Consider the following 14,069-nt stretch of genomic DNA (forward strand, 5'->3'; position numbering starts at 1 on the left):
TCCCTAATTAACCTGTCCGAGAAATCGGGGGTGGCTCACCTGAAGTTGGAAACGGATGAAAGCGGGGTCGAACAGTGGTTGACGGATAACGATCCACTCAGATGAAGCAATCTGTTCATGATCATTCTTCTTACCGACTAGCCAAACGCGGTTGATACGAGGATTGATTTTGCAAAGAAGAACGTCATCAGGCTCCACCTTCTGCTTGGTGGAGCCGATATCCTTTCCATCGACAATTTCGGGCTTCCGCTTTGGAAAGACGGGGACGCTGTAAAGCTCAAAAGGTTGCGATGGAGCCTTCGCAGGATTCAGAGTCTCCGACCTATAAGTGTTGACTGAGCCGATTTCCGTCTCGCTCCACCCAGCCGGCAACTTACTCACCGTCCACCTCGCTGCTGGTCATTTCCAGCCCCATCACTTCGGCCAGCAGCCGCTTCTGTTCCAGCGCCTCATCACCGGCGCCCAGCGCCTGCATCAGCGCGTCGAGTTCGCGCAGCGCTTCGCTGAGTTCGGCCATCGCTTCGGCGGCCAGTACTTCGGGCGCGGGCAGGCTGTCGGCATCGACGCTGTCGGCGTCCTTGAGCCAGCTGATATCCAGCGAGTCGCCGCGCTCGGCGATCTGGGCGCGGGTGAAGCAACGGAAGCGGCCTTGCTCGCCTTCATCGGTGCGTGGGCTGGCGCCGTTGGGGTCGGTGCCGTAGGCCTGCTCGAACGGTTTGAGGTGCGTCGGCCCGAACGGGGTGCGCTTGCCGAAGCTGGGCATGTTGCTGCGCAGGTCGTAGATCCAAGTGGCCTGGGTGCAGCCGGTGTCCTGGCGTGGGTTGGCGGCGGTGCCTTTCTGGAAGAACAGCACATTGGTCTTGACGCCCTGCGCGTAGAAGATGCCGGTAGGCAGGCGCAGCAGGGTGTGCAGGGTGCACTTGTCCATCAGGTCGCGGCGGATGTCTGTGCCGACACCGGCCTCGAACAGCACGTTGTCCGGCAGCACCACGGCGGCACGGCCACCGGGCTTCAGGCCACGGTAGATGTGCTGCAGGAAGGCGAGCTGCTTGTTGCTGGTCTTGTAGGTGAGGTCGTCACGGGTGGGGCCGCCGCCGCCCTTGGCGGTGCCGAACGGCGGGTTGGACAGGATGATGTCCGCCTTGGGCAAGGCGGCGCCGGCATTGCCGAGGCTGTTGCCGAGCTGGACCACGCCGGCGCCTTCGCCGGACATGCCGTGCAGCAGACAGTTCATCAGCGCCAGGCGGCGGGTGCCGGGCACCAGCTCCATGCCGGTATAGGCCTTGTGCTGCTGGAAGCGGCGGGCCTTGTTGTCGAGCGTGTACAGAGCGTTGGTGTTGGCCTTGATGTAGGCATCGGCGGCGATCAGAAAGCCGGCGGTACCGGCGGCCGGATCCTGCAGGGTTTCGCCGGGCTGCGGCTGCAGGCAGCGGATGATGGCGTCGATCAGCGGGCGCGGGGTGAAGTACTGGCCGGCGCCGGACTTGGTCTCGTTGGCGTTTTTCTGCAGCAGGCCTTCGTAAAGATCGCCCAGGCCGTCCTCGCGCGCGCTGAACCAGTCCAGCCCGTCCAGCGCGGTGACCAGGGTTTCCAGATGGCGCGGTTCCTTGAGGCGGGTCTGCGCGTCGGCGTAGATGGCGGCGATCATCGGATCGCTGCTCTGGCCCAGGTCCAGCAGCATCTGCCGGTAGTGGTTGAGCAGGTTGAGGCCGGACTTGCCGTTGAGATCGGGCCAGCGGCTGCCGGCGGGCAGCTTGTGCTCGAAGTTGGGATTGTTCTGCACCTGCTCGTATTCCATCTTGACGAACAGCAGCAGCACCAGCTCGGTGACGTAGTCGCTGTAGTTGATGCCGTCGTCGCGCAGGACGTCGCAGAGGTTCCAGAGTTTCTGGACGATGTCGTTATGGGTCATGGGGTGCTGCCTTGTTCTGAAGTGGTGCGGGCCGGCAGCGCGATGCTGGAGGCCGGCGTGTTGATGGCGTAACGGGTGCTGCGGCCGCTGCCGGGCAGGCGGCGCAGGCAGCCTTTTTCCAGCAGGTCGGCCAGGTGGCGGGTGGCGGTGGCCTTGGAGACCTTGGCCACGGCCTGGTAGTGCGAGGCGCTGATGCCGTGTTCGAAACCGCGCTCGCCGCCATCGAGCAGGCGGTTGAGCACCTTGACCTGTTCGGCCGACAGCGGCTGTGCGTGATGCTGCTGCCAGAAGCGTGCTTTGGCCAATACCCGATCGATGCGGTGCAGTGCCTGCACCAGGCTGTCGTGCAGGGTGGTGAGGAACCAGCGCAGCCAGCCGGTGATGTCCAGCGAGCCTTTCTGGGTGGTTTCCAGGCTGCGGTAGTAGCCGCTGCGGTCGGCGAGGATGCTGGCCGACAGTGCATGGAGGCGGATCGCCTGCGGTTGCGCCTGGGCCAGGGCGAGATCGGTGAGTGAGCGAGTGAGGCGGCCATTGCCGTCGTCGAACGGGTGCAGGGTGACGAACCACAGATGGGCGATGCCGGCGCGCAGCAGCGGGTCCAGCGTGGCGTCGGTGCGCGAGCTGGCGAACCAGCCGAGGAAGGCGGCGAGCTGGGCGTCCAGACCGTCGCGCGGCGGGGCTTCGAAGTGGACGATGGGGCGGTCGAGCCGGCCGGAGACGACCTGCATCGGCGCATCGCCACGCAGCGCGCCGATGCGGATGCGACTGGGCAGCAGGCTGTCCTGTTCGGCAAACAGCCAGCGGTGCCATTGCAGCAGGCGGGGCAGGTCCAGCGGGGCGTCGGCGCGGCCGGTGGCGTCCAGCATCAGCTCGGCCAGCCCCTCGCTGCGGCCAGTGGTGCGGCGCGGGCTGTCTTCGGCCAGGCCCAGATGGCGGGCCAGCGAGGAGCGTACCGAGCCGACATCCAGCCGCTCGCCTTCGATGGCCGAGGAGGTGACGATGTTGGAGAGCAGGGTGTCCAGCGCTTCGGCGGCCTGCTGGTCGCCGGCGACCGCGCCGGCCATGCCGAGCAGCTGGCCGTGGGCATGCTGGCAGTCGCGCAGCAGTGCCGCCAGGGCATCGGCCTGCCAGTGGAAGCGAGGCCAGTCGGGCTGCTGCCAGATCCAGCGGGGGCGAGGTTCGGTTGTTCGGTTGGACATTGGTGAGCCGATTGGCTGGATTAATTGGCTCTTTAGATGAGCCGATTATCCCGACTAATCGGCTCATATGCCAGTGTGAACCACCGACTCAGCCGGTCTGATCCCACAGATGCTCACCCAGATCGCCCAAGATCTGGTCCAGCCGGCCATCGAGCAGGCGGTCCAACTGCAGGGCGCCGCCGTCGCCGCTGAAGTTGCGTTGTACGGTGTCGCGGTCCATCACCACCTCGTGTATCAGCTGCTGGGCCAGCCGCTTGAGCCAGCGCCGCTGCACCGGCGTCCAGCTGCGCTGGGCATAGATGTCCTGCATGGCCTTGTCGACACGCTGCTCGAACGGCACTAATGCCTCGCCCAGCGCTGCGCGACGGATGTAGCCGATGATGCTGGCGGCGACCTCCTGCTGAGTGCTGTCGCGCCACGCGCCGCGCAGGTGGGCCTCGCTGTAGCCGTGCTGGTCGAGCAGCAGGCGCACCTCGCGCAGCTGGGCGCGGGTGAGGTCGCGGGGGCGGTTGACGATGACGCTGAGCGCGGCGGACTGATTGATCTGCTCGCGGATGAAGGCGTTGAAACTGTCCAGGTAATCGGCCGGGGCTTCGTTGACGCCGTAGTTCTGTGCGCGTTCGAGCAGGGTGTCAGTGTGTTCGGAAATGACCGGGTAGCGGTCGGTGCCCAGCAGCACGCCCACTTCGCCCAGTTGCTCCACCAGGCGCGGGTGTTCGCGGAGGAAGCTGGCGGCATTGCGCGCGCCGAGCTTGTGCAGGTGGGCGTGCAGCACGGCCGGCGCCACGCCCCAGGATGTTTCCAACTCGCTGAGCTTGTCGCGCAGGTCCGGGCGCTGCTCGGCGCGATGCTGGGCCTTGCGCAGCACGCGCATGATGCGCTGGCTCAACTGGTCGAGCGCGTCGTCGGCATGGCTGCCGCCGTCGCTGCCGGGGGCATCGAAGCTGCGCTGCTGGCCGAGCTCGTGGACCAGCTGCTCGATGCTGATGTTGGGGTCCTTGACCAGCGGGCGCATGGTGTCGACGTCTTCGAGCGCGGCGTACAGATCGACCGGATCGAAGATGCGGAACACGGTCTTGCCGATGTCGTCGCAGCGGCGGGTGGCGCGGCCCTTCATCTGTTCGTAGAGGATGCGCGAGCGGACCCGGCGCATGAACACCAGGTTGGCGATACGCGGCACATCGATGCCGGTGGTCAGCAGGTCGACGGTGATGGCGATATTGGGGTAGCGCTCGTTCTTGTAGTTGCGGATCAGCTGGTCGACCTTGTCGCTTTTGCCGGTGATCACCGCGACGCTGGCCTGGTTGTAGTAATCGCCATGGACCTGTTTGAAGGCCTCGTCCAGCTGGTTCTTGACGCGTTCGGCGTGGGGCTGGTTGACGCAGAAGATCAGGGTCTTTTCCTCGCCGTCCGGGTCCAGTTCGATGGCGAGCTGCTCGCAGACGACCCGGTCGAAGTCCGCGGTGATGACACGCCGGTTGAACGACTCGATATTGAAGTCGAGCTCGTCTTCCAGGTCTGCGGTATCGACTTCGCCGGTCTGCGTGTTGATGACGCTGACGCGCTCGCCGCGATCGAAGTGGATGCCGTTCTTGCCGAGCGCGGTGATGTAGCGGATGGGCGGCTCGTGGTCGATCAGCCAGTCATCTGCCACTGCTTCGCGGTAGCTGTAGGTGTAGATCGGCTTGCCGAAGATTTCGGTGGTGTGCTTGGCCGGCGTGGCGGTCAGGCCGATACGGCAGGCATCGAAGTAATCGAGCACGCGGCGGTACTGCGACAGGTATTGCGCGTGGTCGCGCACGGCCAGCTCGCCTTCGGTCATTTCCTGGTCGAGCGTGTAACCGCGGTGGGCTTCGTCGACGACGATGCAGTCGAAGGTGCCGATCGGTGGCGGGTCATCGGACTGGAAAATGCGCCGGACCATCGCCTGCACCGTGGCGACCTGCACGCGGGTCTCATCGGCGGTGCGGGTATCGCCCAGGCCATCGAGGTTGTAGATCTGCGCCAGCGTCTGGTTCTGCTCCAACTGCATGTCCTGCATCGTCTCGGTGGCCTGGGTGCCGAGCGCGGAGCGGTCGACCAGGAACAGAATCCGGTGGAAGCGCTCGGCCTTGAGCAAACGGTAGATCAGGCCAATCATCGTGCGTGTCTTGCCGGTGCCGGTCGCCATCGCCAGCAGGCAGTTGCGTGAGCCCGATGCCAGCGCGCCTTCCACTGCCTCGATCGCGCGCTGCTGGTAGTCGCGCAGGTTGAGGTAGGCGAAGCCTTCCTGGGCCAGGTCGCGCTCGGCCTGGTCGCGATCGCGGGTGAGCAGATCGGCGATGTCCTCGGGCGTGTGGAACTTCTGCAGCGGGCGCCGCAGATTGGCCGGTGAGCGCAGGTCGCGGAACCAGATGCCCGATTGCTCGGCCAGCTGCTTGATATAAGGACGGCCGTTGCAAGCGAATGCCAGCGGCACCTGGAAATGGCCGCCCTGGCCATCGGCCCAGCCTGCGATCGAGCTGGTGGCCGGGTAGGCGGGGGCTAGCTCGCCACGCATCACGAAATCGCGCGCGTAGCGCTCGGCCTGGGGAATCCGGTCGGCGATGTTGATCTGCTTGCGCTTGGCCTCGACGATGGCGACCGGGGTGAGGCCGGCGAACAGCACATAGTCGGCGTTGGCACGCGGCACCTTGGTGGGCCATTCGGCGATGGCGAGGTTGCGACCTTTTTCCGGGCGGATGCCCTTGGCGTGGGTGAGATCGAGCGAGTCTGCTTCCCAGCCGGCCTCGCGCAGCTGTTGGTCGATCAGGATGCGGGTGAGGTCTTCGCTGAGGTCGAAGTTGTTGCTGGCCTGCTGGGTGGCGCCGGCGACCTGCTGGGTGGCGGCCTGGCGGGCGGTGTCGGGCTGTTGCAGGTTGGCGAGGCGCTGTTCGAAGTCCTGGCGAAGCCGTTGCAGTTCCTGTTCGCGTTGAACTGCCAGCGCCGACTGCTCACGCGCTTCGACATCCATCGCTTCGGCGAGCTCGGCGTTGAGCTTGGCTTCGCGGTCCTTGAGTTCAGCGAGCGCCTGGCTCTGGTCGTGTTGCTGGCGGGCGGTATCCAGCTCCGCTCTGAGGCGACTGACTTCGGCCTGCACTTCGCGCAACGGCGCGGCTGGATCCTTCGGGGGCACGAAAGCACCGGCCTTGAATTCGGCGGCGTTCCTGCCGAAGGCTCGGTGATACCAGACCGCCAGGTCGCGGGCGACCTTCAGGCCATCCATCGCTTCGCGGTGTTGCGTGGTGAAGCCGTGGGTCGCCTTGTTGCCCTCGACCCGCAGCACGTGGAACAGCTCCTGGATCCGCCGGTCCAGGCGTAGCTCGCGCGCGAGCTGGTAGATCAGATCTGCCTGGGTTGTCCGTTGGTCGTGGATGATGCCGGCACGTCCCGCGAGATCCTGGGCAAGTGCTTCGGCGAACTGCCGGAGCTTGATTAGCGTGGTGTTGGGATCACTGGCAAAGACCTGCTCGGCCATCGAGGCCAGTTTGAAGAAGACCGGATCGTGTTCCTGCAGGAAGGAAAAGTTGCTGTCGACAGTCACTCGCGTATCCGTACTGAGGGGCAGGGCGGCCAATGGCATCTTGTGATGCGAATAGTAGGCCACGCCGTGTGTTGTGGGTATCGGGCCTGGATGCAGGGTGATGATCGTGCCGCGCGATCTGGCTACATCCATCGGCAGGCGTAGCAATGGTTTTTGTCGTTATTTATCCATTTGAGCAGGTCCGGGCAATCACCCGTTCGTCGGCGTAAGGAAGTCTTGACGTGGCTGGTTGCCAGTAGCATTCTCGAGCCACGGAGCCTCGAAACTCCGCTTACAGCGGTACCCACCTCCGATAAACCGGTGGGTTTTTTGTGCCTGCATGTTTTGCAGGCGCAACCGACGCGATGCCTGCGTCGGGAGGGCGGTGAATACAACACCCGCAAGGGGAATAAGCCCGCCGGCTGTAAGCGGTTTCGAGCCTCCCGACTTCCCGTCCGCCGTTCGCGGCGGACGGGTCACTTCGATGGAACGAGGAGGCAGCGATGTCGTACGACCGTTTGGATGACGAAGACATGCCCGGGGCTATTTCCTGCCGGAGGAAAGCCAGTTCCGGCTGACGAGGCTGAGCGACCACGTCAGGTTCCTGGCCCGCATGGCGCAGCCGCGCACGCAAGCCGAAGAGCGTGCCGCCGAGCCGAAGGTGCGCATGGGCGAACTGGCATTCTGCCTGGAGCTGCTCGCCGATCAGGTGGACCTGGTGCTGGACGAGGTGTCCTACCCAGCGCAACGTACCGGCAAGACGGGTGTTACCCGGCCCGATGCCATTGCCGAGGTGGCGCAAGCAGTGGGCGGCGGATTCCGGGTCACGCTGGAACAGATCGACCGGCTCAACCTGCTGGTCGAGACTGTCTCGGCCCACGTGCGGGTGGTGGCGGTCGGCGATGCGACCAAGCGCGCCGGCAAGACGCCGCCCGAAATGGGCGACGTGATCTTCGATGCGGTGGCCGAAGTGCGTACGCTGCTGACGCAGATTGAAAGCCAGCCGCTGCGCCATCCATTGCCGAAAAGCGATGTGCGCGAGGAGCGGGCGGTCTATGCGGTGGGGCGGGTGTCGCAGGCCGTGGGCGGCGAGCGCTTGCACTGATCCATGAGGCAGGTGGGGTGGGGCAGGGAGGTCTCGCCTTGGATCGACTGGCCTTGCATGGTCGGCGCTGATTCGCAGTGGGTTTCAGGGGGCTTCTTCGTCGTAATGTTCCTGCTCAAGGCCAAAGTTTTCTTCGGAACATCCGATTGGTGCTCTCGAAGGCGGGAACGGGCGCCGCCGCGTTCGATTCGAAAGTCCTTGGATGATCGGTCCTTCGGACCGCTGTGGAGCGCTTCCCGCTTTCGCGGGAATGACCTGGGGGAGGGAGCGCAGTGTCTTGCGCCTTTGCTGTGGGAAGGCGCTGGGCCCCCGCCTGCGCGGGGGTGACGGTCGGTTTTCGACGGCGCGGTCCGCTTCACGGTCCACGTCATCGATCAGGCAAAGGATCACGGGGCTTGGGGAAGCTGCTCGCAGCGGCCTCAATTTGTAGACAAGTTTTTTTATGCCGCGCCATCTAGCTTTACCCGGCGGCGCGCTCCGCGAGTAACTCAATTACTGGGCGCACTCCAAACCTGCCCCTTAACCCCACGCACACTCGCCTCCGCCACGCCATCCAGATCAAACACAATCACGCTATTGCCGCCTTTGCGCTGCCAAGGCGCCGGAAAATACAACGCCCGCTGCGGCCCGATATTCCAATGCCTTCCCAGGTTATGGCCATTGGCCCAGGCGAAGCCTTTGCCGAAGGCGCGCATGTCGAGGAACGTATCGGCAGGCGTGCCGATCTTTACCGTGCCGCGGTGGAAGGCGGGGCCGTCGATCTTGGCCGTGGTCCAGCCCGTGAGCTTGCTCGGGTCGTCCATCGGCAGGGGGAAGGTCTGCCAGCCGGTGAGGGGCTTGCCGTCGAGCAGGACGGGGTCGACCAGGCCGGCGTGGCCGTCGGGCAGGTGGGCGCCGTAGTTGATGCGGCCGGTGTTCTCCACCAGTACGTCGAGGGTGTGGGGGCCGGCGGGGATGTCCACGTCCACCGCCACTTGCTGCAGGCGGCGCTCGGCGCTGCCGGCCAGTGTGCGGTCGACGTAGACGCGGGCGTAGTCGCGCACCTCGCCCAGGTACAGGCTGCCCTTGCGCGGGCCGGTGACGGTGGTGCGGTAGAGGATGTAGCCGTAGGCCTGGCCGTAGCGCTCCATCGGCTGCGGGGTGTCGGTGGTGGCGGCCGGGGCGGGCAGGTTGTCCCAGAGCGAGGCGGATTCGCGCAGCGGCGTGGTGGGGAGTTCGGCGAAGCGGATCGGCTTGGGCAGCGCGGGCGGGGCGATGCCGGTGACGCGCTGGATGGCGTCGCGGAACAGGGTGAACTTGGGGGTGGGGCGGCCGGCTTCGTCGAGCACGGCGTCGTAGTCGTAGCTGGTGGTCTGCGGGGCGTAGTGGTCGCTGGGGTTCTTCTGGAAGTTGGCGCCATTCATGAAGCCGAAGCTGGTGCCGCCGACGAACATGTAGAGGTTCGCGGAGTGGCCCTGGCGCAGGATCCATTCGAATTCGCTGGCCTGCTTGGTGGCATCGGTGGCCGCGTGCTTCTCGCCCCACTGGTCGAACCAGCCGGCCCAGTATTCGCCGACCATCTGCGGTTGCCCGGGGCGGAACTTGGCCAGGGTCTCGAAGGCGTTCTTGGCGTCGCCGGGGGCGAAGTTCACCACGGCGAGGGTGTCGGGCAGGGTGCCGTTGGCGAGCACGTCGGGGCCGTCGGCGGTGAACAGCAGCGCCTTGTCGAAGCCGGCCTGGACGAACATGGCGCGGTTGCGGCGCATGTAGGCGTGGTCGTCGCCGTAGGAGCCGTATTCGTTCTCCACCTGCACGGCGACGATCGGGCCGCCGTTGCCGTTGAGCCGCGGTTTGACCTGGGCGGCGAGCGCGTCCAGGTAGGCTTGGCTGGCGGCGAGGAAGCGCGGATCCTGGCTGCGCACGCGCATGCCGGGCTCGGCGAACAGCCACGCCGGGTAGCCGCCGGCTTCCCACTCGGCGCACACGTACGGGCCGGGGCGCAGGATCACGTTGAGGCCTTGCGCGGCGGCTTCGTCGACGAAGGCGGCGATGTCGTTGTTGCCGCTGAAGTCGAACTGGCCCGGCCGCGGTTCCACCAGGTTCCAGAACACGTAGGTCTCCACCGTGTTCAGGCCCATCGCTCGCGCTTTCTGCAGGCGGTCCTTCCAGTAGGCGCGGGGGATGCGCTGGAAGTGGATGGCGCCGGAAATGACCTGGTACGGCTTGCCGTCGCGGATGAAGTGATCGCCCTGGGTGGCGAAGGCGGGCCAGGCGGTGCCGCTGTCGGCCGCGCGCACGTGGGTGGCGGGCAGGGCGAACGCCAGGGCGAGGGCGAGAGCGGCGAGGGTCTTACGCGGCATGGGGGATTCTCGAAAAAAGCGATGCGAGTGCGACAGTAGGACGACCGGAGCGCGCGCCGTCGTGCATCGGGTCACGCACAGGCGCGGATGTGGGGAACCACCAATCCCGATTCCCCAATCCCGATTCCCGGCCGTCAGCTAAACGATGGCGGCAGATCGTCCTTGCCCGCACCGAACGCGGTGTTGGGTTTGGGCCCCATCTCCAGTTCCAGCGTGCCGCCGGCGGCGAGGTCGGCGTGGCGCAGCCAGCTGCGGGTGTAGGGCTTGCCGTTCCAGCGCGCGCTCTGGATGTAGACGTTGGCCGCGCTGTTGCCGTGGGCGACGATGCGCAGGGTGCGGCCATTGCCTACGTCGAGTTCGGCGCGCTTGAACAGCGGGCTGCCCAGCACGTAGTTGGCGCTGACCGGGTCCACCGCGTACAGGCCCAGCGCACTGAGCACGAACCAGGCGCTCATCTGCCCGCAGTCCTCGTTGCCGGACAGGCCGTTGCGCGCGTCGTGGTACTGCTCGCGCAGCAGCCGCCGCACCATCGCCTGGGTCTTGTACGGCTGCCCGGCGTAGGCATAGAGATAGGCGACGTGGTGGCTGGGTTCGTTGCCGTGCGCGTACTGGCCGACCATGCCGTCGATGTCCGGCGGCGCGTCCGCCGGCAGCTCGGAGCTGGTGGTGAACAGTTCGTCGAGCTTGGCGACGAAGTGGTCGCGGCCGCCGAACAGGTCCATGTAACCGTACAGGTCGTGCTGGTTGAGGAAGGTGGCCTGCCAGGCGTTGGACTCGGTGAAGTCGCGCCATTGCGCGCTATGGCCCATCGCGCGCGGATCGAACGGGGTGGCCCACTGGCCATCGCTCAGCCGCGGCTGCACGAAGCGGCTCTCGCGGTTGAACACGTTGCGGTACTGGCGCGAACGTTCGCGCAGGTGCCTGGCATCGTCGTCGGCGCCGACCGCCTGCGCCAGGTGCGCCACCGCCCAGTCGTCGTAGGCGAATTCCAGGGTGCGGCTGACCGATTCGTCGACCTTGTCGCAGGGGATGTAGCCCATCTTCCGGTACAGCGCCAGGCCGTGCACGTCGTCGTCCATCGCACGCTTGCGCCACGCCGGGTAGGCGGCCTTCCAGTCGATGCCGGTGAAGCCCTTGGCATGCGCCTCGGCCAGCACCACGGCGGAGTGGTAGCCGATCATGCAGTCGGTCTCCACGCCCTGCAGTGGCCAGATGGCGACGCCCTGCGGGCATTCGTGGGCACCGCGCACCAGGCACTGCACCAGGTCGGGCACGCGCTCGGGCTGCACCAGGGTCAGCAAGGGATGCAGGGCGCGGTAGGTGTCCCACAACGAGTAGGTGCTGTAGTTGTGGTAACCGGCCGGCGCCTGGTGCACCTGCAGGTCCATGCCGCGGTAGCGGCCGTCGGTGTCGCTGAACAGGGTCGGCGCGATCAGGCTGTGGTACAGCGCGGTGTAGAAGATGCGGCGCTGCGCCTCGTCGTCGCTGTCGATGCGCACGCGGCCCAGTTCCTTTTCCCATTCGGCCACGGCGGCGGCATGCACGCGGGCGAAGTCGAAGTCGGGCAGTTCCGCGTCGAGGTTGGCCAGGGCGTTCTCGGCGCTGACCGCGGAAATGCCGACCTTGACCAGCAGCGGCGCGTCGGCGGCATCGGGGTAGTGCAGGGCCAGTTTCAGCCGGTTGCCGTCGGCGCTGCGCGCGCTCGCGGCCAGCGGCTGGTCGTCGGCATACAGCTGCGCGCTGGCGAACGGCCGCGACAGGCGCATGGCGAAGTAGATGTAGCGGCCCTTGGCCCACTGGTAGACGCGGCGGCCGCCGGTGACGGTCTGCGCGTCGACCAGGCGCAGGCTGGCGTCTTCGACGCGGGCGGGGATCTCCGGCTTGTCCTGCATGCCGTGGCACAGGTCCAGCAGCAGGTGCGCTGGCTTGCCCTTGGGGAAGTGGTAGCGGTGCAGGCCGGCGCGCGCGGTGGCGGTGAGTTCGGCATGCACGCCGCTGTCCTTCAGGCGCACGCGGTAGTAGCCGGGCGAGGCGGCTTCGTCGGCGTGGTCGAAGCGCGAGCGGTAGCCGGTCTCGGGGTGCTCGCGCGTGCCGGGCTGCAGCTTCACCGCGCCGGTGGCCGGCACCACCAGGAAATCGAGCATGTCGCCGATGCCGGTGCCGGACAGGTGGGTGTGCGAGAAGCCCATGATCGAGCCGTCGTCGGCGTGGTAGCCGGAGCAGGCGTCCCAGTCGGCGTTGTAGGTGTCCGGGCTCAGTTGCACCATGCCGAACGGCAGCGTGGCGCCGGGGAAGGTGTGGCCGTGGCCGCCGGTGCCGATGAACACGTCGACGTTGCGGGTGAGCTCGGCCTTGGCGCGCGCATCGGCCGGCAGCGCGTAGCTGCCGGCGCGTGCCTGCGCCAGGCGCGCGATGCCGCTGCTGCCGAACAGGGCCAGGGCGATGGCGCCCTGCAGGAAACCGCGTCGTGTGGCCATGGTGCTGTCCTCGGGGTGTGCAGCGGTGCGGTGGGGGTATGTTTGCTGTTGTGGGAGGGACTTCCGTCCCGACGCGTTGTCGGTCAGGCCCGTCGGGACTGAAGTGCCTCCCACAGATGCAGTGATCGCGTCAGGCCTTCAGCAACTGCGGCTTGCGCTGGTGCAGGTCGATGATCAGTTCGCCGAACAGGGTGTTGGCCCAGGCGAACCAGTCGCGGGTGAAGGTGCTCGGGTTGTCCTTGTCGAAGGCTTCGTGCATGAAGCCGCTGCCGGCGTCGGTGGTCTTGAGCCACTGCAGGCACTGGCGGATCTGCGCGTCGTCGTCGCTGGCCAGGGCGTACTGCATCAGCGACATCGGCCAGATCGTGCCCAGGCCGCTGTGCGGGCTGCCCACGCCGTCGGCGGCGCGGCCGCGATAGAAGTACGGGTTGCGCTCGCTCCAGGCCAGTTGCCGGGTGCGCAGGAACACGGGATCGCGGCGATCGCAGCAGCCCAGATAAGCCAGGCTCAGCAGGCCGGGCGCGTTGGCGTCGTCGATGAACAACTGGTTGCCGTAGCCGTCCACCTCGTAGGCCCAGAACGGCTGACCGTCGGCGTCGCGCATCTGCCCGAACTTTCGGGTGGCCGTCTCGACTTCGTCGGCCAGGGCGCGGCACTCGCCGGCGAAGGCGGCGTCGTGATGCAGCGCCTCGCTCATCGTCGCCAGTTGCCGCAGCGAGGTCACCGCGAACAGGTTGGCGGGGACGAACAGCGGGTACAGGCAGGCGTCGTCGGACGGGCGGAACATCGAGTGGATCATGCCGTTGGGCCGGGTCGGCTGCCCGTAGCCGTCCAGCACCAGGGTTTCGGTCGCCAGCGGCGAGGGCCGCTGGAAACTGTACGGGCCGCGGCCGTGCAGGCGCTGCTGCTCGCGGAAGGTGCGCACCACCACGTGCATGGCCTCGCGCCAGTCGTCGTCGAACGGCGCGGTATCGCCGCTGGCGCGCCAGTACTCGTGCGCCAGGCGGATCGGGTAGCACAGCGAATCCACTTCCCATTTGCGCTCGCCGACGCCGGGCTTCATCTCGGTGATGTCGGCCACCGACCACTTCAGGCGCTGGCTGGTGCCGTCGGGCAGGAAGGCGTTGGCATAGGGATCCAGGCGGATGCAGGCGGCCTGGCGCTGGATCAGCCCATGGAACATGCGCCGCAGCGCCGGGTCGCGCTTGGCCAGCGGCACGTAGGGATGCACCTGCGCGGAGGAGTCGCGCAGCCACATCGCCTCGATGTCGCCGGTGATGACGAAGGTGTCCGGCTTGCCGTTGCGGGTGCCGGTCTCGACGGTGGTGTCGAGGGTGTTGGGGTAGCAGTTCTCGAACAGCCAGGCCAGGCGCGGATCGGCGATGCCGGCCTTGACCGTGCGCAACTGGCGCTCGACCGCGGCGCTGACGAAGCGGCGCTTGCCCGGCGGCGGCCGCTTGCTGGGCAGCGCGGCGGAGGCCGAGGCCGCGGCGGCG

The 14,069-nt window shown here is 66.8% G+C and carries 8 protein-coding genes; 1 reads left to right on the plus strand and 7 read right to left on the minus strand.

Features of this window, described 5'->3' with window-relative positions:
• Positions 1 to 3 precede the first annotated feature (3 nt).
• The 4 genes from D588_RS26420 to hsdR all read right to left on the minus strand — a co-directional run bounded on the left by D588_RS26420 (position 4) and on the right by hsdR (position 6,673).
• Positions 4 to 381, minus strand: a complete 378-nt coding sequence (locus tag D588_RS26420; protein ID WP_198526731.1) for a hypothetical protein — start codon at positions 379 to 381, stop codon at positions 4 to 6.
• Positions 374 to 1,912 (minus strand): N-6 DNA methylase, encoded by a 1,539-nt coding sequence (locus D588_RS0105610; RefSeq protein WP_017915275.1) that lies wholly within the window; start codon positions 1,910 to 1,912, stop codon positions 374 to 376. The genes D588_RS26420 and D588_RS0105610 overlap by 8 nt, the downstream gene beginning before the upstream one ends.
• On the minus strand, positions 1,909 to 3,111 hold the full coding sequence (locus D588_RS0105615) for a Fic family protein (RefSeq protein ID WP_017915276.1): 1,203 nt from the start codon (positions 3,109 to 3,111) through the stop codon (positions 1,909 to 1,911). Before D588_RS0105615 ends, D588_RS0105610 begins: the two co-directional genes overlap by 4 nt.
• A gap of 88 nt (positions 3,112 to 3,199) precedes the next feature.
• Positions 3,200 to 6,673: a type I restriction-modification system endonuclease gene (gene hsdR / locus D588_RS0105620; protein WP_017915277.1), complete on the minus strand. Its 3,474-nt coding sequence runs from the start codon at positions 6,671 to 6,673 to the stop codon at positions 3,200 to 3,202.
• A 592-nt stretch (positions 6,674 to 7,265) separates the two neighbouring features.
• Between hsdR and D588_RS24100 the strand changes: the two genes are divergently transcribed.
• Positions 7,266 to 7,757: a hypothetical protein gene (locus D588_RS24100; protein ID WP_017915278.1), complete on the plus strand. Its 492-nt coding sequence runs from the start codon at positions 7,266 to 7,268 to the stop codon at positions 7,755 to 7,757.
• Positions 7,758 to 8,245: 488 nt separating this feature from the next.
• Here the strand turns inward: D588_RS24100 and D588_RS0105630 are convergent, their stop codons facing one another.
• The 3 genes from D588_RS0105630 to D588_RS0105640 form a co-directional block, all read right to left on the minus strand.
• Positions 8,246 to 10,096 (minus strand): beta-galactosidase family protein, encoded by a 1,851-nt coding sequence (locus tag D588_RS0105630; protein WP_017915279.1) that lies wholly within the window; start codon positions 10,094 to 10,096, stop codon positions 8,246 to 8,248.
• 134 nt (positions 10,097 to 10,230) lie between these two features.
• Complete coding sequence (locus D588_RS0105635) at positions 10,231 to 12,573, minus strand: GH92 family glycosyl hydrolase (RefSeq protein ID WP_017915280.1); 2,343 nt, start codon at positions 12,571 to 12,573, stop codon at positions 10,231 to 10,233.
• A gap of 130 nt (positions 12,574 to 12,703) precedes the next feature.
• On the minus strand, positions 12,704 to 14,069 hold a 1,366-nt coding region (locus D588_RS0105640; protein WP_017915281.1), incomplete at its 5' end, for a glycoside hydrolase family 125 protein.

Source organism: Xanthomonas sp. SHU 308, assembly GCF_000364645.1.
GTDB lineage: Bacteria > Pseudomonadota > Gammaproteobacteria > Xanthomonadales > Xanthomonadaceae > Xanthomonas_A > Xanthomonas_A sontii.